General features: G+C 63.6%; 22 protein-coding genes and 1 other RNA gene. 10 read left to right on the top strand and 13 right to left on the bottom strand.

The features are described from left to right. Window positions 1-6 precede the first annotated feature (6 nt). The 5 genes from ACIQUS_RS01605 to ACIQUS_RS01585 are packed head-to-tail and all read right to left on the bottom strand — an operon-like array spanning window position 7 to window position 4,823. Window positions 7-1,224 (bottom strand): 2-octaprenyl-3-methyl-6-methoxy-1,4-benzoquinol hydroxylase, encoded by a 1,218-nt coding sequence (locus ACIQUS_RS01605; protein ID WP_403043018.1) that lies wholly within the window; start codon window positions 1,222-1,224, stop codon window positions 7-9. Window positions 1,225-1,233: 9 nt separating this feature from the next. Next, window positions 1,234-1,716: a DUF4442 domain-containing protein gene (locus ACIQUS_RS01600; protein WP_403042017.1), complete on the bottom strand. Its 483-nt coding sequence runs from the start codon at window positions 1,714-1,716 to the stop codon at window positions 1,234-1,236. A gap of 1 nt (window position 1,717) precedes the next feature. After that, window positions 1,718-2,911, bottom strand: a complete 1,194-nt coding sequence (gene ubiH / locus ACIQUS_RS01595) for a 2-octaprenyl-6-methoxyphenyl hydroxylase (protein ID WP_403042015.1) — start codon at window positions 2,909-2,911, stop codon at window positions 1,718-1,720. Continuing rightward, entirely contained in the window at window positions 2,908-4,242 is a 1,335-nt protein-coding gene (pepP, locus tag ACIQUS_RS01590; RefSeq protein WP_403042012.1) for a Xaa-Pro aminopeptidase, read from the bottom strand. Before pepP ends, ubiH begins: the two co-directional genes overlap by 4 nt. A 23-nt stretch (window positions 4,243-4,265) precedes the next feature. Next, window positions 4,266-4,823: a YecA family protein gene (locus ACIQUS_RS01585; RefSeq protein WP_403042010.1), complete on the bottom strand. Its 558-nt coding sequence runs from the start codon at window positions 4,821-4,823 to the stop codon at window positions 4,266-4,268. A 152-nt stretch (window positions 4,824-4,975) separates the two neighbouring features. Here ACIQUS_RS01585 and ACIQUS_RS01580 point away from each other — a divergent pair, with 152 nt between their 5' ends. The 4 genes from ACIQUS_RS01580 (at window position 4,976) to ACIQUS_RS01565 (ending at window position 6,383) form a co-directional block, all read left to right on the top strand. Beyond that, window positions 4,976-5,185 (top strand): TIGR02449 family protein, encoded by a 210-nt coding sequence (locus ACIQUS_RS01580; protein WP_403042008.1) that lies wholly within the window; start codon window positions 4,976-4,978, stop codon window positions 5,183-5,185. Next, a complete protein-coding gene (locus ACIQUS_RS01575) occupies window positions 5,182-5,499 on the top strand; it encodes a cell division protein ZapA (RefSeq protein ID WP_403042005.1) in 318 nt (105 codons plus the stop codon). Before ACIQUS_RS01580 ends, ACIQUS_RS01575 begins: the two co-directional genes overlap by 4 nt. Before the next feature lie 18 nt (window positions 5,500-5,517). Next, window positions 5,518-5,696, top strand: a non-coding RNA gene (ssrS, locus tag ACIQUS_RS01570) — 6S RNA. A 78-nt stretch (window positions 5,697-5,774) separates the two neighbouring features. Beyond that, a complete protein-coding gene (locus ACIQUS_RS01565; protein ID WP_403042002.1) occupies window positions 5,775-6,383 on the top strand; it encodes a 5-formyltetrahydrofolate cyclo-ligase in 609 nt (202 codons plus the stop codon). A gap of 16 nt (window positions 6,384-6,399) precedes the next feature. Here ACIQUS_RS01565 and ACIQUS_RS01560 read toward each other — a convergent pair whose 3' ends face one another. Continuing rightward, window positions 6,400-6,540 (bottom strand): hypothetical protein, encoded by a 141-nt coding sequence (locus tag ACIQUS_RS01560; RefSeq protein WP_165392175.1) that lies wholly within the window; start codon window positions 6,538-6,540, stop codon window positions 6,400-6,402. Between the two features lie 181 nt (window positions 6,541-6,721). Here ACIQUS_RS01560 and ACIQUS_RS01555 point away from each other — a divergent pair, with 181 nt between their 5' ends. From ACIQUS_RS01555 to ACIQUS_RS01540, 4 genes are all read left to right on the top strand, one after another. Beyond that, a complete protein-coding gene (locus ACIQUS_RS01555; RefSeq protein WP_403042000.1) occupies window positions 6,722-7,171 on the top strand; it encodes an EVE domain-containing protein in 450 nt (149 codons plus the stop codon). Between the two features lie 93 nt (window positions 7,172-7,264). Beyond that, the gene (locus ACIQUS_RS01550) at window positions 7,265-8,224 is read left to right on the top strand and encodes an HlyD family secretion protein (RefSeq protein ID WP_403041998.1); all 960 of its coding nucleotides are present in this window, start codon (window positions 7,265-7,267) and stop codon (window positions 8,222-8,224) included. Continuing rightward, on the top strand, window positions 8,221-10,941 hold the full coding sequence (gene rbbA, locus ACIQUS_RS01545; protein ID WP_403041996.1) for a ribosome-associated ATPase/putative transporter RbbA: 2,721 nt from the start codon (window positions 8,221-8,223) through the stop codon (window positions 10,939-10,941). Before ACIQUS_RS01550 ends, rbbA begins: the two co-directional genes overlap by 4 nt. After that, entirely contained in the window at window positions 10,941-12,059 is a 1,119-nt protein-coding gene (locus ACIQUS_RS01540) for an ABC transporter permease (protein ID WP_403041994.1), read from the top strand. Before rbbA ends, ACIQUS_RS01540 begins: the two co-directional genes overlap by 1 nt. 12 nt (window positions 12,060-12,071) lie before the next feature. Here ACIQUS_RS01540 and ACIQUS_RS01535 read toward each other — a convergent pair whose 3' ends face one another. After that, a complete protein-coding gene (locus tag ACIQUS_RS01535) occupies window positions 12,072-12,476 on the bottom strand; it encodes a flagellar basal body-associated protein FliL (protein WP_403041992.1) in 405 nt (134 codons plus the stop codon). Window positions 12,477-12,632: 156 nt separating this feature from the next. Here ACIQUS_RS01535 and ACIQUS_RS01530 point away from each other — a divergent pair, with 156 nt between their 5' ends. Next, window positions 12,633-13,610, top strand: a complete 978-nt coding sequence (locus ACIQUS_RS01530) for an NADPH:quinone oxidoreductase family protein (RefSeq protein WP_403041989.1) — start codon at window positions 12,633-12,635, stop codon at window positions 13,608-13,610. A gap of 74 nt (window positions 13,611-13,684) precedes the next feature. On the opposite strand, the gene ACIQUS_RS01525 is transcribed toward ACIQUS_RS01530, so the two are convergent. From ACIQUS_RS01525 to trxA, 5 genes are all read right to left on the bottom strand, one after another. Further along, window positions 13,685-14,317: a gamma-glutamylcyclotransferase gene (locus ACIQUS_RS01525; protein WP_403041986.1), complete on the bottom strand. Its 633-nt coding sequence runs from the start codon at window positions 14,315-14,317 to the stop codon at window positions 13,685-13,687. 276 nt (window positions 14,318-14,593) lie between these two features. Beyond that, window positions 14,594-15,562: a CDP-6-deoxy-delta-3,4-glucoseen reductase gene (locus ACIQUS_RS01520; protein ID WP_403041984.1), complete on the bottom strand. Its 969-nt coding sequence runs from the start codon at window positions 15,560-15,562 to the stop codon at window positions 14,594-14,596. Further along, window positions 15,563-17,029: a 4-hydroxy-3-polyprenylbenzoate decarboxylase gene (gene ubiD / locus ACIQUS_RS01515; RefSeq protein WP_285861389.1), complete on the bottom strand. Its 1,467-nt coding sequence runs from the start codon at window positions 17,027-17,029 to the stop codon at window positions 15,563-15,565. A gap of 126 nt (window positions 17,030-17,155) precedes the next feature. Next, window positions 17,156-18,415 (bottom strand): transcription termination factor Rho, encoded by a 1,260-nt coding sequence (rho, locus tag ACIQUS_RS01510; RefSeq protein ID WP_010221159.1) that lies wholly within the window; start codon window positions 18,413-18,415, stop codon window positions 17,156-17,158. 229 nt (window positions 18,416-18,644) lie between these two features. Then, entirely contained in the window at window positions 18,645-18,974 is a 330-nt protein-coding gene (trxA, locus tag ACIQUS_RS01505; protein WP_403041980.1) for a thioredoxin TrxA, read from the bottom strand. Between the two features lie 241 nt (window positions 18,975-19,215). Between trxA and ppx the strand changes: the two genes are divergently transcribed. Then, a complete protein-coding gene (gene ppx, locus ACIQUS_RS01500; RefSeq protein ID WP_403043016.1) occupies window positions 19,216-20,718 on the top strand; it encodes an exopolyphosphatase in 1,503 nt (500 codons plus the stop codon). Here ppx and ppk1 read toward each other — a convergent pair. Then, window positions 20,705-22,885 (bottom strand): polyphosphate kinase 1, encoded by a 2,181-nt coding sequence (gene ppk1, locus ACIQUS_RS01495; protein WP_403043013.1) that lies wholly within the window; start codon window positions 22,883-22,885, stop codon window positions 20,705-20,707. The two genes, ppx and ppk1, sit on opposite strands and share 14 nt — an antisense overlap. Between the last annotated feature and the right edge of the window lie 2 nt (window positions 22,886-22,887).

Below are 22,887 nucleotides of genomic sequence, written 5' to 3'. Positions count from 1 at the left end.
GTACCTTCAGGCGCGCGCCAGTTCCGGCAGGTCACCGCTCAAGCCCAGGGCCTGGCGGACGAACACGGCCTTGGCTTCGGGCAATTGCTCGACCCATTTCAGCCCGCTGTTGCGCAGCCAGCGCAGCGGCAGCGGATCGGCCTGGAACAAGCGCTGGAAGCCTTCCATGGCCGCCATCAGGGCCAGGTTGTGCGGCATGCGCCGACGCTCATAGCGACTCAACACGCGCACATCGGCCAGGCGTTCGCCACGCTCGTAGGCATGCTGCAGTTCTTCGGCCAGCACGGCGGCATCGAGAAAGCCCAGGTTGACGCCCTGCCCGGCCAGCGGGTGAATGGTGTGGGCGGCATCGCCTATCAACGCCAGGCCTTCGGCCACGTAGCGCTTGGCATGACGCTGGCGCAGCGGTACGCAGAGCCGTGGGTCGGCCTGCAGTACGGTGCCCAGGCGGCCTTCGAAAGCGCGTTCGAGTTCGCTGCAAAAGGCCTGGTCGTCCAGCTTCATCACGCGCTCGGCCTGCTCGGGGGTGGTCGACCATACGATCGAGCACCAGTCCTGTCGGCCGTCACGCAGCAGTGGCAGGAAGGCCAAGGGACCGTCATCAGTGAAACGTTGCCAGGCCGTGGCCTGGTGCGGTTCGGCGCAGCGCACGCTGGTGACGATGGCGTGGTGCAGGTAATCCCATTCACGGGTTTCGCAGCCAGTCAGGTGCCGCACGGCCGAGTTTGCGCCGTCGGCAGCGATCACCAGGGGCGCACGCAAGGTGCGGCCGTCGGCCAGGGTCAGCAGCCACTCATCACCGGAGCGGCGCATCTGTTCCAGGCGGGCATTGGCCAGCAAGCCAATCTCGCTGTCGTGCAGGCGCGCCAGCAAGCCGTCCTGGATGACCTTGTTTTCGACGATATGCCCCAGCACCTCGGCATGCACGCTGGCCGCCGAGAAATGGATCTGGCCGGTGCCGCTGCCGTCCCACACACGCATGTCCGAGTAGGGGCTCAGGCGCCGCTCGCTGATCCCCTGCCAGGCGCCCAGGCGTTCGAGAATGCGCTGGCTGGCCATCGACAGGGCGCTGACCCGCGGCTCGAAGGCGGCCTGCTGATCGAACGACTTGACCGACAGCGGGCTGCCGTCGAGCAGGAGAATCTCCAGGCCGCTGTGCTGCAACGCCAGGGCCAGGGCACTGCCGACCATACCGGCACCGACAATCAACAGATCTGCGCGCATTTCCATGCCTTAAGCCTGTCTCGCTTGCGGCTTGAGCCGCACGTAAAGGGTTTTGTCGACCCGCGCCACCAGCTCGCCGGCAGCGTCACGGATATCGACCTGAAGTCGTGGCAGGTATTTCTTGCCGCCTGCGGTGTGCTCGCGAATCTCGTCCAGCAGCCCGTCGTCGATGCGCAGGTCGGCGAACACAGGGCCTTTGCCCGGGGCAATGAAATCGATACTGGCGGCCTTGTCCCAGACGATGTATTCGCGCCCCAGCAGCTCCATCAGCATCAGCATGTAGAACGGGTCGACCATCGAGTACAGGCTGCCGCCGAACTGAGTGCCGACATAGTTGCGATTGAACCAGCGCAGGCCCATGCGCACCTTGATCTGACGCAGGTCCGGGCTGACGCTCTGTACGCGAATGCCGGCGCCCAGGTACGGCGGATAGATATTCAGCAGCCAACGCAGCTTGCGTGCGCGCCACGCCAGTTTTCGCGGATCGCTCATGTCAGCTCCGCAGGTCCGGACGCGTTCCCAGCCCCATGGCCTGACGGGCGAACCAGCGCTTGGCCGGCGGCAGCAGGTCAAGACCGAGCAAGCCCAGGTTGCGCCCGGTGGCGACCAGGGGTTGTGCATTGCCGAACAGGCGGGTGACGCGGTCGGAGAAGCCCACGGTCAGGTCCTGGTCCAGGCGCTGGCGCTCGCGATAGGCCTGCAGGGTGGCGAAGTCGCCCGGCACAGCAGGGCCGGCCAGCAAGCCTTCGGCCAGCGAGTGCACATCGCGCAGGGACAGGTTGAAGCCCTGCCCGGCGATCGGGTGCAGGCTGTGCGCGGCATTACCCAGCACTACCAGGTGCGAACGCACCTGCTCCTGGGCCTCGATCAGCGACAGTGGATACAGATGCCTTGCGCCAACCTGGCGCAAGGCGCCCAGGCGATAGCCGAATGCGTCCTGCAGCTCGCTGAGAAAACTGCGCTCATCCAGCTCGGCCAGGCGTTTGGCGTCCATCCCGGCGCGGGTCCAGACCAGTGCGCAGCGGTTCTCCGGCAGCGGCAGCAACGCCATGGGCCCGTCATCGGTAAAGCGCTCGAAGGCTTGCCCACGATGGGCTTCGCTCGGGGTGATGTTGGCGATCAGCGCGCTCTGGTTGTAGGGCCGCTGGCTGACATGGATGCCCAGCTGCTCACGCAAACCGGAGCGCCCCCCGTCGGCCAGCACCGCCAGGTCGCATTCCAGGATGGTGTCGTCGTTGAGCGACAGGCGATAGCCGTCCTCCAGCGCCTGCATCGCGGTGACTTCCGCCGGGCAGCGCCAGCTCACCACCTCGGCATCCAGGCCCTTCCACAGGCACTGGCCGAGCCAGGCGTTCTCCACTACATAGCCCAGGGCCGGTACTCCCTCCTCCAGCGCATCCAGGCGGGTGGCGCCGAACCGGCCACGGTCGGACACCTGGATCTGCCGGATCGGCTCGGCGCGGCGGCTGATCTGCTGCCACAGGTCCAGGCGCTCATAGATTTGCCGGGTGCCGAAGGACAACGCCGACGAACGCGCGTCATAACTCGGCTGATAGCTGTCACCCGGGGCGAAGGGCTCGATCAGCAGGATCTTCCAGCCACGCGCCTTGGCGCCGGCCTGCAAGGCCAGCGCCAGGCTGGCGCCAACCAGGCCGCCGCCGATGATTGCCAGATTGACCCGGTTCATGCCGCATCACTGCGCGCGGCAGCCATCAAGGCCTCGATTTCGGCGACCGTCTTTGGCACGCCCGACGTCAGGATTTCACAGCCCTGCTTGGTTACCACTACGTCATCCTCGATACGGACACCAATGCCGCGCCATTTCTTCGCGACGCTCTGGTTGTCGGCGCCGATATAGATGCCCGGCTCGACCGTCAGCGCCATGCCCGGCTCGAGCACCCGCCACTGGCCACCGACCTTGTACTCGCCGACATCATGCACATCCATGCCCAGCCAGTGCCCGGCACGGTGCATGTAGAAAGCCCGGTAGGCTTCGCTGTCGATCAGTTCCTGGACATCGCCCTGGAGCAGGCCCAGCTCCACCAGCCCCTCGGTGATCACCCGCACCGTCGCCTCATGGGCGTGGTTCCAGTGCCTGCCCGGTGCGATCGCGGCAAAGGCTGCTTCCTGGGCCTTGAGCACCAGTTCGTAGATGGCTTTCTGTTCCGCCGAAAACCGCCCGCTGACCGGAAAGGTCCGGGTGATGTCGCTGGCGTAGCAGTCGATCTCGCAACCCGCGTCGATCAGCACCAGATCACCGTCCTTGAGCAACGCGTCGTTCTCCTGGTAGTGCAGGATGCAGCTGTTGCGCCCGGCCGCGACGATCGAGCCGTACGCCGGCATCTTCGCCCCGCCCTTGCGGAACTCGTAGTCCAGCTCGGCTTCCAGGCTGTATTCGCGCAGGCCGGCACGGCAGGCCTGCATGGCGCGCACATGGGCACGGGCGGAAATCGCCGCGGCCTCGCGCATCACCTTCACTTCCGCTGCCGATTTATACAGACGCATGTCGTGCAGCAGATGATCCAGGGCAACGAATTCGTTCGGCGGCTGGGCGCCCAGACGTGCCTTGGAGCGGATCACGTTGATCCAGTCCATCAGGTGGCGGTCGAATTCCGGGTTGCTGCCCATGGCCGAATAGACCCGGTCGCGGCCCTCGATCAGGCCAGGCAGGATGTCGTCGATATCGGTGATGGGAAAGGCATCGTCGGCGCCAAAGTCGCGAATCGCCCCTTCCTGGCCGGCGCGCAGGCCATCCCAGAGCTCCCGCTCCGGGTTGCGTTCACGGCAGAACAGCACGTATTCGCCATGCTCGCGCCCGGGGATCAGGGCGATCACCGCTTCAGGTTCCGGGAAGCCGCTCAGGTACTGGAAGTCACTGTCCTGGCGGTACACATGCTCGACGTCGCGGTTGCGGATGGCAACCGCGGCGGCGGGCAGGATGGCGATGCTGTTGGGTTCCATCTGCGCCATCAGCGCCTTGCGTCGACGGGCGTACTCCGACTTGGGGATGTGGCTCATGGGCAGTGGCAGTCCCTGGTTGATCAGTGCAGCGAAGGTTTGGGCGCAGGCTCGGCGGCCGGCTTGGCCAGCTCTGTGTAGAGCAGCAGCGGCGCGACGCGCAGGTATTCCATGACTTCCATGTAGTCGTTTTCACCGTCCTCGGACTCTTCCAGGGCGTCCTGGACCTGGGAAATGGCAACCAGGTCACTCAGTACGTCCTTGGCGTCGGCGCTCAGTTCCAGGCCGCCGGCATTCTGGCCGAAACCGGTGAGGAAGCCCTGGCACCACTGGCCGAGGGCCGCGGCGCGCTCGGTCAGCGGCGCATCGTCGCCCGGCAGCAGCAGAACGATGGTGATGTCTTCACCGGACAGTTCACCCTTGACCATCTCCTGCAGGCCGATCAAGGCGTTACGAACATTGTCCGAAGGCTCGACCTCCAGCGCGTTGGCGGCATCGGCCAGCCAGGCATCGGCATCGAAGCCGGCACCGGCGCAGCTGCGACCAAGCAACAGCCCGTGCAGCTCGGCAGGGGAAACAGGGTGCCCGTTGCTGCTGAGCAAGGTGGCGAAAGCGGTGTACGGCGAATTGGTATTGGACATGGGCAACTAGGCGCCAGGCGGCGCAATGACTAGAATGAAGACCTTGTATCCTAGCACCGGCAGGCGCGCCAAGACCATCGACGCGGCCAACTCGGGGCAGACCTGGGCATAATCCGGGTAACCACACGCCAGACCGAATCGAGTGGCAACCAATGCAAGAGAACGATCTGCAAACGCTGATGGGCCGATTCGAACTGCTGATTGAGCGAGTCGAGCAACTAAAACGGCAAAATGCACTCCTACTGACACAGGAAAAGTCCTGGCGTGAGGAGCGCGCCCACCTCATCGAAAAAAACGAAATCGCCCGGCGAAAGGTCGAATCGATGATTTCGCGGCTCAAGGCCCTGGAGCAAGACTCATGAGTTCAAGCAATAGCGTCACCGTTCAGATCCTCGACAAGGAATATTCGATCATCTGCCCGCCGGAAGAGCGCAGCAACCTGATCAGCGCCGCCCGCTACCTGGACGGCAAGATGCGTGAGATCCGCAGCAGCGGCAAGGTGATCGGCGCCGACCGCATCGCCGTGATGGCCGCGCTGAACATCACCCACGACCTGCTGCACAAGCAGGAACGTCCGGAAGTGCCGGCCGGTGGAGCGACCCGCGAACAGGTGCGCGACCTGCTCGAACGTGTCGATCAGGCCCTGGCCGACGATGCGGATTCAAAAACCAGTTGAGTTTCAGTATACTGGCGCCACTCCCTGGAGTGCTTGCCAGTCGGTCATGTCCCTGAGCCGATACGCACAACCACGGGGGTTGCACGTTGGGGCCGGTGTGCATGTCCGCTTGACGGAAAGCCTTAACGCCTCCTGCAATCTCCACCTTGAACTTTCGGGTTCAAGGGCTACACCGACAGCGGTTCGTCGGGGAGCCTGAATCATCCTTGCCTGCGCCATCCGCGGGCAATCGAGCTGTTGCCATATGCGACAGCCTCTCTGGGAACGCCCGTGCCATGACCGACACCGCGCCGCTCACCCGCCCCCAGCTCCGTCGCCTGTTACGTGATGCCCGCCGTGCACTCAGCCCGGCCCAGCAGCGTCAGGCCGCGCAAGGCCTGTATCGGCAACTGGCCCAGCATCCGCTGTTCCGCCGCGCCCGCCACATCGCCCTGTACCTGCCCAACGACTGCGAGATCGACCCGCGCCTGCTGCTGCGCGAGGCCCAGCGCCGGGGCAAGCGTACCTACCTGCCGGTGCTGCACGCCTGGCCGAAAAGCAAAATGGTCTTCCAGCGTATCGAGCACGGCGAAAAACTGCGCCCCAATCGCTTCCGCATTCCCGAGCCGCACATCCGCCTGGCCCGGCAACGGCCCATCTGGGCGCTGGACCTGATCCTGCTGCCACTGGTGGGGTTTGATGAAGTGGGTGGCCGGCTGGGCATGGGCGGCGGCTTCTATGACCGCAGCCTGGCCTATCAAGCCCGCCGCAAGGCCTGGAAAAAGCCGTTGCTGCTGGGGCTGGCCCATGAATGCCAGAAGGTTGAACGACTGGCCCAGGCCAGTTGGGATGTGCCGCTACAAGGAACGGTCTCGGACCGTGGCTGGTACCTGGCGCCCGCTTGAGGCGCCGGCAAGGCGATCAACGCTGTTGCGGATTGACCGGCATTTCGTAGGGGGCGTCGAGCTTGCGTTCCCAAAGGCTTTGCGCGTAACCGGTGGTGACAACACCCAGACCGAACAAAAATACCAAAATCCAGAGCAGGTCCGGTTTGCGATTCATCGATTGCCCCCCTCAGGCAAACTGATCACGTTGTCAGCAACGTTTTTTAGTGGTTGCAGCAAGCGCCAAGCTTAAAATTGGCGCATTCTCCGACAACGCGCGTCGACACGCAAACCTTGACGCCAACCGACTGTCGGTTTCATGCAACAGGTTATTTCAAACCTCGCCAGGAGCAGCACCCATGGCCTATTGGCTAATGAAATCCGAGCCCGACGAACTCTCGATCAAGGATCTGGCACGCCTGAAGGAAGCGCGCTGGGACGGCGTTCGCAACTACCAGGCGCGCAATTTCCTGCGCAGCATGGCGGTGGGTGACCAGTTCTTTTTCTACCATTCCAGCTGCCCCGAACCCGGCATTGCCGGTATTGCCCGCATCAGCGCCGCCGCCTACCCCGACCCAACGGCCCTGGACCCGCAGAGCCATTATTTCGACGCCAAGGCCAATGACGCGAAGAACCCCTGGAGTGCGGTCGATGTCAGCCATGTCGAGACCTTCGGCAAGGTCCTGCAATTGGGCCACCTGAAGCAGCAGACCGCCCTTGCCGAACTGCCCCTGGTGCAAAAAGGCAGTCGCCTGTCGGTCATGCCGGTGACCGCCGAACAATGGGCCGCTGTACTCGCACTGCGTTAAACCGGGTAGGATTGCCGCACATTTGACGAACATCAACGCACCAGGATCGGTGCCGCGTCAGACTCTGACGTGAATGCAGCAGGATGCAGACCGATGAGCCAACGTACACCCAAACTGTTTGCCGGCGCCCTGATCGCCCTGCTCCTGGCCGCAGGCGGCCTGGGCTACTGGAAGTCCCTGCACGACCGCCTGCCCGAAGGCCTGAGCATGGGCAATGGCCGGCTCGAAGCCACTGAAGTGCAGATCGCCAGCAAGATCCCCGGGCGCCTGGCCCAGGTGCTGGTCGACGAAGGTGACAAGGTCCGCCAGGGCCAGTTGCTCGCCCGCATCGACACCCGCACCCTCGAAGCCCAGCGCAGCCAGGCCGAAGCCGAGGTGCTGCGGGCCCAGGAAAACTATTCTGCAGCCCAGGCCAACGTGCAACTGCGCCAGAGCGAGCTGTTGCTGGCCAGCCAGGAGCTCAAGCGGGTGCGGGAGATCTACCAGCGCAAATACGCCAGCCAGCAGCTGCTCGACCAGCAGCAGGCGCGCTACGACACCGCCAGCTCCGCCGTGGTCGCTGCGCGCGCGCAACTGGCCGCCATCAAGGCGGCCATCGGCGCCGCACAAGCCCAGGTCGCCCAGCTCACCAGCGAAATCGACGACAGTAGCCTGCGCGCCCCTATCGACGGTGTGATCCAGCTGCGCCTGGCCGAGCCGGGCGAGGTGCTTGGTGCCGGTGGCCGGGTGTTGATGCTGATCGACCCGAACGATCAGTACATGAACCTCTACCTGCCCGCCTCCACCACCGGCCGCCTGACCGTCGGTGACCAGGCGCGGGTGGTGCTCGACGCCTTGCCGGAAAAAGCCCTGCCGGCGAAAATCGCCTTTGTCGCCGCCAAGGCCCAGTTCACCCCGAAGCAGGTGGAAACCCGCGATGAGCGGCAGAAGCTGGTATTCCGGGTCAAATTGCGCCTGACCGACCCCGCTGCCGCGCCCCAGGCCAAGCCCGGCATGCCCGGCGCCGGCTACGTGCGCACGGCCGAAGTGGACTGGCCGGCCAACCTGCAATGAACGGGCTGGCACTGCAGGCTGAAGGCATCAGCCATGCCTATGGCAAACTGGCCGCCCTGCAGGACATCGCCTTCAGCTTGCCCGCTGGCACTCGCTGCGGCCTGATCGGTCCGGACGGGGCCGGCAAGTCCAGCCTGCTCGGCCTGATTGCCGGGGTGAAGAAACTGCAGCAGGGCGAGTTGCAAGTGCTCGGCGGTTCCATCCGCCGGCGCCGTCACCGCAATACCCTGTACGCGCGCATCGCCTTCATGCCCCAGGGCCTGGGCAACAACCTGTATCCCGAGCTGTCGATCAGCGAGAACATCCGCTTCTTTGCCACGCTGTTCGGCCTCAGCGCCGCCGAGTGCGAGCAGCGCATGCACAACCTGCTGCTGGCCACCGACCTGGCACGCTTTGCCGAGCGCCCGGCGGGCAAGTTGTCCGGCGGCATGAAGCAGAAGCTCGGCTTGTGCTGCGCATTGATCCACGAGCCGGACCTGCTGATCCTCGACGAACCGACCACCGGTGTCGACCCCTTGTCACGCCGACGCTTCTGGGAGCTGGTCGAGCAGGTGCGCCAGGAGCGGCCACAACTGACCCTGTTGGTGGCCACTGCCTATATGGAAGAGGCCGAGCAGTTCGAGCAATGCCTGATGCTCGATCGCGGAACCCTCATCGCCTCGGGCCCGACCCATACCCTGGCCGCTGTCACACCCAGCGGCAAACTGGACGATGCCTTCACCCACTTTCAGGGTGACCGCGCTCACAACGCACAGCCTTTGCAGATTCCACCGCGACTCGACGCTGATGCGGCCATTGCCATCGAAGCCCATGAACTGACCCTGCGCTTTGGCGATTTCACCGCGGTGAACAAGGTCAGCTTCGCCATCGGCCGTGGTGAGATTTTCGGGTTTCTCGGCTCCAACGGCTGTGGCAAGACCACCACCATGAAGGTCCTTACCGGCCTGATGCCGGCCAGCGAAGGCAGTGCCACGCTGCTGGGTCGCCCGGTGGACGCCAACGACCTGGCCACCCGCAAGCGTGTCGGCTTCATGTCCCAGAGCTTTTCGCTGTATGGCGAGCTCAGCGTGCGCCAGAACCTTGAACTGCATGCCCGCCTGTTCGACCTGCCCAAAGAGCAGAGCACGACACGCATTGCCGAACTGATCGAGCGCTTCACCCTGGGCGATATCGCCGACCAGCAGTCTGCCGCCCTGCCCCTGGGCTTGCGCCAGCGCCTGTCACTGGCCGTGGCGGTGTTGCACCGGCCTGAAGTGCTGATCCTCGACGAACCGACCTCGGGGGTCGACCCGGCCGCCCGCGATGACTTCTGGCGGCTGCTGATCGAATTGTCGCGGGAACAGGGCGTGACCATCTTCCTGTCCACCCACTTCATGAACGAAGCCCTGCGCTGTGACCGCATTTCCCTGATGCACGCTGGCAAGGTGCTGGCCTGCGACACACCGGCGGCGCTGCAACAGCAGTTTGCCGGCGACACCCTCGAAGACGCCTTCGTCACCTGCCTGGAGCAGGCCCAGGGAGCCAGAGAGGCGCCCACGGCCACGACCCGGCCCGACGCAGCCGCCAGCCCCACGCCACCGTTGCGCCGGGGTTTGGGCCTCAAGCGCCTGTTCGCCGTGGCCACCCGCGAAGGCAAGGAATTGCTGCGCGACAAGGTGCGCCTGGCCTTTGCCCTGCTCGGTGCGCTGTTCATGATGGTGATCTTCGGCTACGGCATTTCGCTGGACGTGGAGAACCTCGCCTTTGCCGTCTACGACCAGGACCAGAGCCCACAAAGCCGGGCCTACCTGGAAGCCTTTCGTGGCTCGCGCTACTTTGCCGAGCAACCGCCGATTCGCGATGCGGCACAACTGCACAAGCGCCTGCAACGCTCGGAAATCAAGCTGGCCCTGGAGATTCCCCCCGGTTTCGGCCGCGACCTGCACGCCGGACGCCAGCCGGTGGTGGCGGCCTGGCTCGACGGCGGCATGCCGTTTCGGGCCGAGACCAGCCGCAACTATGTCGAGGCCGTGCACCAGGCCAACCTGGAACAACTGACCGCCCTGAGCAGCAAGGCGTTGCCAGGACAAACACCGGTGCGCCTGGAAACACGCTTTCGCTACAACCAGGATGTGGTCAGCGTCAACGCTATCGGCCCTGGCGTCATGGCCCTGATCCTGGCGTTCATCCCGGCGATGCTTACTGCCCTGGGCATCGTGCGCGAGAAGGAACTGGGCTCGATCACCAACTTCTACGCCACGCCCCTGACCCGCCTGGAGTTCCTGCTGGGCAAGCAGGCGCCTTACCTGGCGATCAGCCTGGTCAACCTGGCCTTGCTGGTGGCCATGAACCGCTGGCTGTTCGGCGTGCCTTTCAAGGGCAGCGCCCTGGCCCTGGCGCTTGGCGGCCTGCTGTACCTGCTGGCGACCACCAGCCTGGGGCTACTGATCTCGGCGTTCACCCGCACCCAGATCGCCGCGATCCTGGGCACCATGATCATTACCAGCCTGCCCACCATCCAGTTCTCCGGCCTGATCGTGCCACGCTCGTCGCTCGATGGCTCGGCGGCGTTGATGGGGCAATTGTTCCCGGCAGGCTACTTTCTCGACATCGCCGTCGGCACCTTTACCAAGGCCCTGGGCTTGCGTGAGCTGTGGCCACAATGCCTGGCATTGGCGGGGTTCTTCCTGGGGTTCACCGGCCTGAGCCTGGCCATGCTGAAGAAGCAGGAGGCCTGATGCATCGCTTGGCACACACCCTGCGCCTTGGCTTGAAGGAGCTCACCAGCCTGCGGCACGACAGCGTCCTGTTGCTGTTCCTGCTCTATGCCTTCAGCGTGGCGATCTACATGCCCGCCGCAGGCTCGATCATCGGCGTGCACAACGCCAGCGTGGCCGTCATCGACGAAGACCACGGCCAGCTCTCGCGCAAGCTGTCCGAAGCCCTGCAGCCACCGGAGTTCCAGGCCGCCGTACCGCTGCCCTACGACCAGCTCGACCAGGCGCTGGACAGCGGCCTGTATACCTTCGTGATCAACGTACCGGTCAACTTCCAGAGCGACCTGCTGGCCGGGCGCTCGCCTGAACTGCAGGTCAACGTCGATGCCACGGCCATGAGCCAGGCGTTCATGGGCGCCGGCTACATCGGCCGGATTTTCGAGCGCGAGCTGCTCGACTACGCCAACCAGGGTTCGGCGGCGGCCGGCAGCCCGGCGCTGATCAGCGCCAAGGCCTTGTTCAACCCGAACCTGGAGGGCGGCTGGTTCCTGGCCGTGATCCAGATCGTCAACAACATCACCATCCTGGCCATCGTTCTGACCGGCACCGCACTGCTGCGCGAGCGCGAACACGGCACCCTCGATCACCTGCTGGTGCTGCCCCTGACCGCAGTGGAAATCATGCTGGCAAAAATCGGCAGCAACGCCCTGGTCGTGGTGCTGTGCACCTGGGTATCGCTGGAGGTGGTGGTCAAAGGGGCGCTCGGCGTGCCGTTGGCCGGCTCGCAGGCGTTGTTCCTAGCGGTGACGGCACTGTACCTGTTCGCCAGTACCGCCCTGGGGATCTTCCTGGCCACCCTGGCACGCTCGACGCCACAGTTCGGCTTGCTGGCGATTCCGGTGATCATCCCCATGCTCTTGCTGTCCGGCGGCAGTACGCCGCTGGACAGCATGCCGCAGTGGCTTCAATGGGTCATGCAGCTCTCGCCTTCGACCCACTTCGTCAGCCTCAGCGCCGCGATCCTGTTTCGCGACGCAGGGCTCGCCGTGGTCTGGCCAGACCTGCTGGCCCTGGCCGCGATCGGCCTGGCGTTCTTCGCCATTGCCCTCGGGCGCTTTCGCCGCAGCCTTACATCCTAGGGCCGGCGGGCATTACTGCACGATCAGGTTATTGAACAGCAGGTCATCGACCGTCGGCTTGCCTTCTTCGTTTTCGAGCACCTGCTGGACCTGCTTCAGGGCTTCCTGGCGCAGCTTCTCCTTGGCCTCGACGTTGCTCATGCTTTCCAGGTTCTGCTGGGTGAACAGGGCCACCAGCTGGTTGCGGATCAATGGCTCGTGGTGGCGTACCACCGCGGCGGCGGCATCGCTGTTCACGCGCAGGGCCACATCGGCCTTGTACACACGCAACCTGGCACCGCCTTCGAGGGCATAGTTGCCGACAAAGGGCGGGCTCAAGGAAATATAGGAAACCTTCGGCTCACCTTCCTTGGCCTCTTCGGCCATGGCTGCCATCGGCAGTGCCAGGGTCAGCAGCATCAAGATCCACGCTTTCACGAATTCGCTCCTCAAACAATTGGCGCCAGCATACCCAGCGCACCAGTCAAACCCAAGCCCGGGCTTATGCCGGCCTATCAGGGCGGGCCATGCTCGTTGACCCGCCACCCGGCCCACCTACACTTATCGGCCACAACGCGCAAAGGAATAGTCCCGATGAAAGCAGTGCTGTGCAAAACCCTGGGGCCGGCAAAGGACCTGGTCCTGGAAGAGGTCGCCAGTCCCGTCCCGAAAAAGAACGAGGTCTTGCTGGACGTGCAGGCAGCCGGGGTCAACTTCCCCGACACCCTGATCATCGAGGGCAAGTACCAGTTCCAGCCGCCGCTGCCGTTCTCTCCCGGTGGCGAGGCGGCAGGCGTGGTCAGCGCGGTGGGCGAAAAGGTCAGCGGCTTCAAGGTCGGCGACCGGGTCATGGCCCTGACCGGCTGGGGCAGCTTCGCCGAACAGGTGGCGGTGCCGGCCTACAACGTGCTGCCGATTCCGGCGCAGATGGACTTCAGCAGCGCAGCCGCCTTCGGCATGACCTACGGCACCTCGATGCATGCCTTGAAGCAGCGCGGCCAGCTCAAGGCCGGCGAAACCCTGCTGGTGCTGGGCGCCTCTGGTGGAGTCGGGCTGGCAGCGGTGGAGATCGGCAAGGCCATGGGCGCACGGGTGATCGCCGCGGCCAGCAGCGCCGAGAAGCTTGCCGTGGCCAAGGCCGCAGGTGCCGATGAGCTGATCAACTACAGCGGACACAGCCTCAAGGACGAGATCAAGCGCCTGACCGGCGGCAACGGCGTCGACGTGATCTACGACCCGGTCGGCGGCGACCTGTTCGACCAGGCCGTGCGCGGCATCGCCTGGAATGGCCGCCTGCTGGTGGTGGGCTTTGCCAGCGGGCGCATCCCGCAATTGCCGGTGAACCTGGCGCTGCTCAAGGGTGCCGCGGTGCTCGGCGTGTTCTGGGGTGCCTTTGCCCAGCGTCAACCGGCCGATAACGCGGCGAACTTCGAGCAACTATTCGCCTGGTATGCCGAGGGCAAGCTCAAGCCGCTGGTGTCACAGACCTTCCCGCTGGCTGAAGCCGGCGTTGCGATCGACCTGCTGGGTCAGCGCAAGGCAGTGGGCAAGGTGGTGGTGACAATGGGCTGATGTCGCCTGTTGGAGCGGACTTGCCCCGCGAGGCGATGTGGCTGACACGCCGCTTTCGCGGGACAAGCCCGCTCCTACAAGCGGCGAAAGCGCGCTTCCAGGTTGCGATCCGGCATGGCGTGGCTGCGCAGGGCATTGAGGGTCTGCTCGACGTAGTCGCGGGTGGCGCCATAACGGCCCTTGGCGCTGGCGAAGATCTTGCTCAGCAGGTCGTCCGGCAAGTTGCCGGCATAGCACGGCAGATGCCGCTCCAGGACGAAGCCCAGGGCCTGGACCTTGCTGCCATCCTCCAGCCGGCATGTCAGCCAGTGCGGTCGATACGCCGGATACGGCATTTCCCGTTGCCACAGGGCCAGCAGGGAGTCTTCCAGGCATTCATCCGGCAAACGATAGGCAAAGCCGCTGCAGGAGCCGCCTCGATCAAGGCCGAAGACCAACCCCGGGCACTCCGGGGTACCCCGATGCTCATGGGACCACAGGTAAAGCCCGCGATGATAACCATGCACCCGGGCACGACGGCGCTCGGCGGCGTTGCACTCCGGTCGCCAGATCAGCGAGCCGTAGGCAAACAACCAGACCGGGCCACCCTGGTGGCGCGACATGGTGTGTTGAACCGAGTGTCGAAGTTGCTCGTGGGACAGTTGTTGTCCGAAGTCGAGCAACGGAGGATAAGCCACATTCAAAGATGCAGATTCAATTGCCGACATAGCTGCCGCCAGATTTCCCCGTGAACTACTGAAGTAAGGCACTGTAAACGAATACTTCGCCCGCGTACTTACCGTACGGCAGATCGTGTATTGAATACAAGCCTCACCCCACACCGGAAGCGCTCTGTGACAAGGCGCAGAGCCAACAACCGGCTGTTGTTTCAAGTGTAGCGAAAGTTATTTACGCCAGTGGCAATAATAATTGCCTTATACCGGTAACCCACAACAGCGGTTATTAAAACAGGCACGCTATTGCAGCGTGCCTGTTTCCATCAATCAACCGCGCGGGGCATAGGCGAATACATCGGCACGCATCTGGTGCGCATCCATACCGGCTTCAACCAGCGCATCGAGGGTGGCGTAGATCATGTTGGGCGAACCGCTGGCATACACATGGACCCCGCTCAGATCGCCAAGGTCCTCGCAGACGGCCTCATGCAGCATCCCGCAGCGCCCTTCCCAGCCACACAGATCGCTGACCACCTTGTGCAGGAACAGGTTCGGCAATTGCTCCCACTCGGCCCAATGCTCGATCTGGTAGAAGTCTTCAGGCAGGCGAACGCCCCAATACAAGTGCACCGGGTGCTTGAAGCCCTGGGCACGGCAGTGTTCGAGCAGACTGTGCATCTGCGCCATGCCGGTGCCGGCGGCAATCAGCACCAGCGGGCCATCGGGCAGTTCCGCCAGGTGGGTATCGCCAAAGGGCATCTCCAGCCGCGCCATCCGGTCACGCTGCAACTGGGCGATCAACTCGACGGCGCTGTTCTCACGGGCCAGCACGTGCAGTTCGAGGTCGCGCCCGCTGTGGGGCGCCGATGCCAGGGAAAAGGCAGCCTTGTCGCCACCTGCACGCTCGATCATCAGGTACTGCCCGGCATGGTAGCGCGGTGGCTTGCCCGCCGGCGCACGCAGGCGCACGCGCCAGACGTCGCCTCCGACCTCTACGCACTCAGTCAGCTGACAGGCCAGTGTCCTTACCGGCAACTCGCCCAGGGCGAGCACGCCATCCCATAACAAGACACAGTCCTCCAGCGGCTCGGCGATGCAGGTAAACAACTCACCGTGATCACGTTCCTGGCCATCCTGACGCACCCGGCCTTCGACCAGCAACGCGGCACAGACGTGGCAGTTGCCATTGCGACAGCTCTGCGGGCAGTCGTAGCCCAGGCGACGCGCCGCATCCAGAATCCTTTCCCCGGGCTTGAGTGCCAACACGGCCCCGGACGGCTGCAAGGTTACCTGCATTTAGTCTATTCCCAACTGGTTCCACAGCTCATCGATCCGCCGGGTGACCGCTTCATCCTTGACGATGACGCGCCCCCATTCACGGGTGGTTTCACCTGGCCACTTGTGGGTCGCATCCAGACCCATCTTCGACCCCAGGCCGGACACCGGCGAGGCGAAGTCCAGGTAATCGATCGGGGTGTTGTCGATCATCACCGTATCGCGCTTGGGGTCCATGCGCGTGGTAATCGCCCAGATCACATCATTCCAGTCGCGGGCATTGATGTCGTCGTCGGTGACAATAACGAACTTGGTGTACATGAACTGTCGCAAAAACGACCAGACACCCAGCATCACGCGCTTGGCATGCCCCGGGTACTGCTTCTTCATGGTCACCACCGCCATACGGTAGGAGCAGCCTTCAGGCGGCAGGTAGAAGTCGGTGATCTCGGGGAACTGCTTCTGCAGGATCGGCACGAACACTTCGTTCAGTGCCACACCGAGAATCGCCGGTTCATCCGGTGGCCGGCCGGTGTAGGTGCTGTGGTAGATCGGCTTGTGCCGATGGGTGATGCGCTCGACGGTGAACACCGGGAAGCTGTCCACCTCGTTGTAATAGCCGGTGTGGTCGCCGTACGGGCCCTCCGGGGCCATCTCGCCCGGGTGGATCACACCCTCGAGGATGATCTCGGCGGTGGCCGGCACCTGCAGGTCATTGCCACGGCACTTGACCAGTTCGGTGCGGTTGCCCCGCAGCAGGCCGGCGAAGGCGTATTCGGACAAGGTGTCCGGCACCGGGGTCACCGCGCCGAGGATGGTCGCAGGGTCTGCACCGAGCGCCACGGACACCGGGAACGGCTGGCCCGGGTGCTTCTCACACCATTCGCGATAGTCCAGCGCACCGCCGCGGTGACTCAACCAGCGCATGATGACCTTGTTGCGACCAATGACCTGCTGGCGATAAATCCCCAGGTTCTGGCGGTCCTTGTTCGGTCCACGGGTCACGGTCAGGCCCCAGGTGATCAGCGGCGCGACGTCGCCCGGCCAGCAATGCTGGACCGGCAACTGGCCGAGGTCGACGTCGTCGCCCTCGATGATCACTTCGTGGCAGGCGGCATCCTTGACCACTTTCGGCGCCATGGACACGACTTTCTTGAAGATCGGCAGCTTCGACCAGGCATCCTTGAGGCCCTTGGGCGGCTCGGGCTCCTTGAGGAACGCCAGCAGCTTGCCGATCTCGCGCAGCTCGCTGACACTTTCCGCGCCCATGCCCATGGCCACCCGCTCCGGGGTGCCGAACAGGTTGCCCAGCACCGGAATGTCGAAGCCAGTAGGCTTTTCGAACAGCAGGGCCGGGCCTTTGGCGCGCAGGGTGCGGTCGCAGACTTCGGTCATTTCCAGGACTGGAGAGATCGGAACCTGGATGCGCTTGAGTTCGCCGCGCTGTTCCAGGCCACGGATAAAGTCGCGCAAATCGCGATACTGCATGCAAAAGCCTCGTATTCGCCGTACCGGTCGGGGTGCAGAGTGTATCGCCTTACCCGGCCGGCCAGAATAGCCAAAGTACAGATAGCAAAAAGCCGGGTTGCCCCGGCTCTTGCTCAGCGCAGTCGTTTACTTGCGCTTCATCGACAGGAAGAACTCGTCGTTGGTCTTGGTCTGCTTGAGCTTGTCGACCAGGAACTCGATGGCCGCGACTTCATCCATCGGGTGCAGCAGCTTGCGCAGGATCCACATGCGCTGCAGCTCGTCGTCGGCGGTCAGCAGCTCTTCGCGACGGGTACCCGAACGGTTGATGTTGATGGCCGGGAAGACGCGCTTTTCGGCGATCTTGCGGTCCAGCGGCAGCTCCATGTTGCCGGTGCCCTTGAACTCTTCGTAGATCACTTCGTCCATCTTCGAGCCGGTTTCGACCAGCGCGGTGGCGATGATGGTCAGCGAGCCGCCTTCTTCGATGTTACGCGCAGCACCGAAGAAACGCTTCGGCTTCTCCAGGGCGTGGGCATCGACACCACCGGTCAGGACCTTGCCGGAGCTCGGGATCACGGTGTTGTAGGCGCGGGCCAGACGGGTGATCGAGTCGAGCAGGATGACCACGTCCTTCTTGTGTTCGACCAGGCGCTTGGCCTTCTCGATGACCATTTCGGCAACCTGCACGTGGCGGGTTGGCGGCTCGTCGAAGGTCGAGGCGACCACTTCGCCGCGCACGGTGCGCTGCATTTCGGTCACTTCTTCCGGGCGCTCGTCGATCAGCAGGACGATCAGGTGGCACTCGGGGTTGTTACGGGTGATGTTGGCCGCGATGTTCTGCAGCATGATGGTCTTGCCCGCTTTCGGCGGGGCGACGATCAGGCCGCGCTGACCTTTGCCGATCGGGGCGCAGAGGTCGATAACCCGGCCGGTGAGGTCTTCGGTGGAACCGTTGCCGGCTTCCATCTTCAGGCGCTCGTTGGGGAACAGCGGCGTCAGGTTTTCGAACAGGATCTTGTTCTTCGCGTTTTCCGGCCGGTCGAAGTTGATGGTGTCGACTTTCAGCAGGGCGAAGTAACGCTCGCCTTCTTTTGGCGGGCGGATCTTGCCGACGATGGTGTCGCCGGTACGCAGGTTGAAGCGGCGAATCTGGCTTGGCGACACATAGATGTCGTCCGGACCTGCCAGGTACGATGCGTCAGCCGAGCGCAAGAAGCCGAAACCGTCCTGGAGAATCTCCAGCACGCCGTCACCGGAGATTTCCTCGCCGCTTTTCGCATGCTTTTTCAACAGGGAGAAAATCACATCTTGCTTGCGCGAACGGGCCATATTTTCTATGCCCATCTGTTCGGCCATTTCGAGCAGATCGGTAATCGGCTTTTGCTTGAGTTCAGTCAGGTTCATAAGGGGAGTGACGTAATCATGTAAGAAGGGGGAATTAAGCTTCCGGCTTGATGAAGCCGCGCCGCAGAGAAGGCGACAGGATCGCGTACTGATTCGAATTAGGGATGTGTCGGCGACGGCGTGCAGAGGGCACCGAAGAAACAGTGCGAGGCCGAATGTAACACCTGCATTTTCTGCCGTCTAGTCACTCGATAAAGAAAAGCCCCGTCGAATGCGGGGCTTTTTTGACTCAGATATTGGCGTCCAGGAAGGCTGCCAGCTGAGACTTGGACAGTGCGCCGACCTTGGTGGCCTCGACGTTGCCGTTCTTGAACAGCATCAGCGTCGGGATGCCACGCACGCCGTGCTTGGCCGGGGTTTCCTGGTTGTCGTCGATGTTCAGTTTGGCGACGGTCAGTTTACCCTTGTAGGATTCAGCGATGTCGTCCAGAACCGGAGCGATCATTTTGCAAGGGCCGCACCATTCAGCCCAGTAGTCGACCAGCACCGGGCCTTCAGCCTTCAGTACGTCGGCTTCGAAGGTGGCGTCGGTGACGTGTTTGATAAGATCGCTGCTCATGGAAGTCTCCAAGGTCGTAAGCAAAAAAACGTGGCCCATCATAGCCGCACCGGCGACGTACAGGAAGTCACGGGCGATTGAGTCTAACTATAGTTGTGCATGACCGCGCATATCGCCGCTGCCACAGGAATGTCATATTTCCCACTGGACCTGCCCTGCATCAAGCCTTGATACGCTGCGCGTTGGCGTCAGCCGTGGATCGTGGCAGGATTGCCGGGTTATCGACCGAGAAACCATGATCATGCCGCAAACCTCAGCGAAGAATCTGTCCTTGATCGCTGCCATCGACCTGGGCTCCAACAGCTTCCATATGGTCGTGGCCAAGGCCCACCATAGTGAGATCCGCATTCTTGAGCGGCTCGGGGAAAAGGTTCAACTGGCCGCCGGCATCAACGAAGAACGTCAGCTCAATGAAGAGTCCATGCAACGCGGCCTGGACTGCCTCAAGCGCTTTGCCCAGCTGATCAACGGCCTGCCCGACGGCGCCGTGCGCATCGTCGGCACCAACGCCCTGCGTGAAGCGCGCAACCGCGGCGAATTCATCCGCCGTGCCGAAGACATTCTCGGTCACCCGGTGGAGGTGATCTCCGGTCGCGAGGAAGCGCGCCTGATCTACCTCGGCGTGTCCCACACCCTGGCTGACACCCCCGGCAAACGCCTGGTCGCCGATATCGGCGGCGGCAGTACCGAATTCATCATCGGCCAGCGCTTCGAACCGCTGCTGCGCGAAAGCCTGCAAATGGGCTGCGTCAGCTATACCCAACGCTATTTCCGTGACGGCAAGATCACCCCGGCACGCTATGCCCAGGCCTACACGGCGGCGCGCCTGGAGCTGATGAGCATCGAGAACGCCCTGCACCGCCTGACCTGGGACGAGGCCATCGGCTCTTCCGGCACCATCCGTGCCATTGGCCTGGCGATCAAGTCCGGTGGCATGGGCAACGGCGAGGTCAACGCCGAAGGCCTGGCCTGGCTCAAGCGCAAGCTGTTCAAGCTGGGTGAAGTCGAGAAGATCGACTTCGACGGGGTCAAGCCTGACCGTCGGGCCATTTTCCCGGCGGGCCTGGCCATCCTAGAAGCCATTTTCGATGCGCTGGAACTGCAGCGCATGGACCACTGCGACGGCGCCCTGCGCGAAGGCGTACTTTACGACCTGCTCGGCCGTCATCAGCACGAAGACGTGCGCGAACGCACCCTGACCTCGCTGATGGAGCGTTATCACGTCGACCAGGGCCAGGCTGCCCGGGTCGAGCGCAAGGCCCTGCATGCCTTCGACCAGGTGGCCAAGGCCTGGGACCTGGAGGACGGAATCTGGCGCGAACTACTCGGCTGGGCCGCCAAGGTGCATGAAGTGGGGCTGGACATCGCCCACTACCACTACCACAAGCACGGCGCCTACCTGATCGAACACTCGGACCTGGCCGGCTTCTCCCGGGAAGACCAGCAGATGCTGGCGCTGCTGGTGCGCGGGCACCGCCGCAACATCCCCAAGGACAAGTTCGCCGAATTCGGTGATGAAGGCGTCAAGCTGATCCGCCTGTGCGTGCTGCTGCGCTTCGCAATCCTGTTCCACCACATCCGTGGCACCCAGCAGATGCCCACCGTTACCCTGCACGCCGCTGGCGACAGCCTCGACGTCGAGTTCCCGGCAGGCTGGCTGGAGGAAAACCAGCTGACCCAGGCCGACTTCGGCCTGGAGGCCGAGTGGCTGACCCGGGTCGGTTTCGTCCTCAGCGTACGCTGAGGACCGGGTTGCTCAGGCGCTCGAGCAGGGCGGACTGGGCACTGCGCGGGTTCTGGTTGCCGGTTGGCGTGCTGCGTACGTAGCGGCCGTCCGGCTGCAGGATCCAGGCGTGGGTGTTGTCGGTCAGATACCCTTCCAGCTCTTTCTTCACCCGCAGCACCAGCTTCTTGCCCTCGACCGGGAAGCAGGTCTCGACCCGCTTGTCGAGGTTGCGCTCCATCCAGTCGGCACTGGAAAGGAACATCTGCTCCTCGCCACCGTTGAGGAAGTAGAACACCCGGGTGTGCTCCAGGAAGCGGCCGATGATCGAACGCACCTGGATGTTGTGCGACACCCCGGCAATCCCCGGACGCAGGCAGCACATGCCACGCACCACCAGGTCGATACGCACGCCGGACTGGCTGGCCTTGTACAAGGCGCGGATGATCTTCGGATCGGTCAGCGAGTTGAACTTGGCGATGATGTGCGCCGGTTTGCCCTCGAGAGCGAACTGGGTTTCCCGGGCAATCATGTCGAGCATGCCCTTCTTCAGGGTGAACGGCGCGTGCAGCAGCTTCTTCATGCGCAAGGTCTTGCCCATGCCGATCAGCTGGCTGAACAGCTTGCCGACGTCTTCGCACAGGGCATCGTCCGAGGTCAGCAGGCTGTAGTCGGTGTACAGACGGGCGTTGCCGGCGTGGTAGTTGCCGGTGCCCAGGTGCGCGTAGCGGACGATCTCGCCCTGCTCACGACGCAGGATCAGCATCATCTTGGCGTGGGTCTTGAAGCCGACCACACCGTAGATCACCACCGCACCGGCGGCCTGCAGGCGGCTGGCCAATTGCAGGTTGGACTCTTCGTCGAAGCGCGCCCGCAACTCGATCACCGCGGTGACTTCCTTGCCGTTACGCGCCGCATCGACCAGCGCGTCGACGATTTCCGAGTTGGCGCCGCTGCGGTACAGGGTCTGGCGCACGGCCAGGACGTGAGGGTCCTTGGCTGCCTGGCGCAGCAGGTCGACCACCGGGGTGAACGACTCGAACGGGTGCATGAGCAGGATGTCCTGCTTGCCGACCACGCTGAAGATGTTCTCGGCGTTCTGCAGCAACTTGGGAATGGCGGGTGTGAACGGGGTGTATTGCAACTCCGGGTGGCTGTCCAGCCCGGTGATACTGAACAGGCGGGTCAGGTTGACCGGACCGTTGACCTGGTACAGCTCGCTTTCGCTCAGGCTGAACTGCTTGAGCAGGTAATCGGCCAGGTGTTTCGGGCAGGTATCGACCACTTCCAGGCGCACCGCATCGCCATACCGCCGCGAAAACAGCTCGCCGCGCAGGGCCCGGGCCAGGTCCTCGACATCCTCGGAATCCAGCGCCAGGTCGGCGTTACGGGTCAGGCGGAACTGATAGCAGCCCTTGACCTTCATGCCTTGGAACAGGTCATCGGCGTGGGCGTGGATCATCGACGACAGGAATACGTAGTTGTCGCCAGGACCACCCACCTCCTCCGGCACCTTGATCACCCGCGGCAGCAGGCGTGGCGCGGGAATGATCGCCAGGCCCGAGTCGCGGCCGAAGGCGTCCACGCCTTCGAGCTCGACGATGAAGTTCAGGCTCTTGTTCACCAGCAACGGGAACGGGTGGGTCGGGTCGAGGCCGATCGGGGTAATGATCGGCGCAATCTCGTCACGGAAGAAACGCCGCACCCAGGTCTTGAGCTTGGTGTTCCAGTGCCGACGGCGGATGAAGCGGATCTGGTGTTTTTCCAGCTCCGGCAGCAGCACGTCATTGAGGATCGCGTACTGGCGGTGCACTTCGCTGTGCACCAGATCGCTGATTCGCGCCAGCGCCTGGTGCGGTTGCAGGCCGTCAGCCCCGGCCTGCTCACGGGCGAAGGTGATCTGTTTCTTCAGGCCCGCCACACGAATTTCGAAGAACTCATCCAGATTGCTGGAGAAGATCAGCAGGAACTTCAGTCGCTCCAGCAAGGGGTAGTTCTCGTCCAGCGCCTGCTCCAGCACGCGGATGTTGAACTGCAGCTGGGACAATTCGCGATGAATGTACAGGCTGCTGTCGTCCAGGCCGGGAACGGCGATGGCCGGCGCCACCGCTACCGGGGCGGGCGCAAGCGCCTCGACCTCGGCCACAGGTTCCGGCACTGCGGCAGGCTCCGGCGGTGTGTCGAGCATCT

The organism is Pseudomonas sp. NPDC090755 (assembly GCF_044769005.1).
Classification (GTDB): Bacteria; Pseudomonadota; Gammaproteobacteria; order Pseudomonadales; family Pseudomonadaceae; genus Aquipseudomonas.
Note: the sequence above shows the minus strand (reverse complement) of the source record. Positions and strands in the feature narration are given on the sequence as shown.

Excerpts from the sequence above, each read along its gene's own strand:
- ACIQUS_RS01605 (WP_403043018.1), bottom strand. The coding sequence starts at position 1,224 with ATGCGCGCAGATCTGTTGATTGTCGGTGCCGGTATGGTCGGCAGTGCC.
- ACIQUS_RS01600 (WP_403042017.1), bottom strand. The coding sequence starts at position 1,716 with ATGAGCGATCCGCGAAAACTGGCGTGGCGCGCACGCAAGCTGCGTTGG.
- ubiH (WP_403042015.1), bottom strand. The coding sequence starts at position 2,911 with ATGAACCGGGTCAATCTGGCAATCATCGGCGGCGGCCTGGTTGGCGCC.
- pepP (WP_403042012.1), bottom strand. The coding sequence starts at position 4,242 with ATGAGCCACATCCCCAAGTCGGAGTACGCCCGTCGACGCAAGGCGCTG.
- ACIQUS_RS01585 (WP_403042010.1), bottom strand. The coding sequence starts at position 4,823 with ATGTCCAATACCAATTCGCCGTACACCGCTTTCGCCACCTTGCTCAGC.
- ACIQUS_RS01580 (WP_403042008.1), top strand. The coding sequence starts at position 4,976 with ATGCAAGAGAACGATCTGCAAACGCTGATGGGCCGATTCGAACTGCTG.
- ACIQUS_RS01575 (WP_403042005.1), top strand. The coding sequence starts at position 5,182 with ATGAGTTCAAGCAATAGCGTCACCGTTCAGATCCTCGACAAGGAATAT.
- ACIQUS_RS01565 (WP_403042002.1), top strand. The coding sequence starts at position 5,775 with ATGACCGACACCGCGCCGCTCACCCGCCCCCAGCTCCGTCGCCTGTTA.
- ACIQUS_RS01560 (WP_165392175.1), bottom strand. The coding sequence starts at position 6,540 with ATGAATCGCAAACCGGACCTGCTCTGGATTTTGGTATTTTTGTTCGGT.
- ACIQUS_RS01555 (WP_403042000.1), top strand. The coding sequence starts at position 6,722 with ATGGCCTATTGGCTAATGAAATCCGAGCCCGACGAACTCTCGATCAAG.
- ACIQUS_RS01550 (WP_403041998.1), top strand. The coding sequence starts at position 7,265 with ATGAGCCAACGTACACCCAAACTGTTTGCCGGCGCCCTGATCGCCCTG.
- rbbA (WP_403041996.1), top strand. The coding sequence starts at position 8,221 with ATGAACGGGCTGGCACTGCAGGCTGAAGGCATCAGCCATGCCTATGGC.
- ACIQUS_RS01540 (WP_403041994.1), top strand. The coding sequence starts at position 10,941 with ATGCATCGCTTGGCACACACCCTGCGCCTTGGCTTGAAGGAGCTCACC.
- ACIQUS_RS01530 (WP_403041989.1), top strand. The coding sequence starts at position 12,633 with ATGAAAGCAGTGCTGTGCAAAACCCTGGGGCCGGCAAAGGACCTGGTC.
- ACIQUS_RS01525 (WP_403041986.1), bottom strand. The coding sequence starts at position 14,317 with ATGTCGGCAATTGAATCTGCATCTTTGAATGTGGCTTATCCTCCGTTG.
- ACIQUS_RS01520 (WP_403041984.1), bottom strand. The coding sequence starts at position 15,562 with ATGCAGGTAACCTTGCAGCCGTCCGGGGCCGTGTTGGCACTCAAGCCC.
- ubiD (WP_285861389.1), bottom strand. The coding sequence starts at position 17,029 with ATGCAGTATCGCGATTTGCGCGACTTTATCCGTGGCCTGGAACAGCGC.
- rho (WP_010221159.1), bottom strand. The coding sequence starts at position 18,415 with ATGAACCTGACTGAACTCAAGCAAAAGCCGATTACCGATCTGCTCGAA.
- trxA (WP_403041980.1), bottom strand. The coding sequence starts at position 18,974 with ATGAGCAGCGATCTTATCAAACACGTCACCGACGCCACCTTCGAAGCC.
- ppx (WP_403043016.1), top strand. The coding sequence starts at position 19,216 with ATGCCGCAAACCTCAGCGAAGAATCTGTCCTTGATCGCTGCCATCGAC.
- ppk1 (WP_403043013.1), bottom strand. The coding sequence starts at position 22,885 with ATGCTCGACACACCGCCGGAGCCTGCCGCAGTGCCGGAACCTGTGGCC.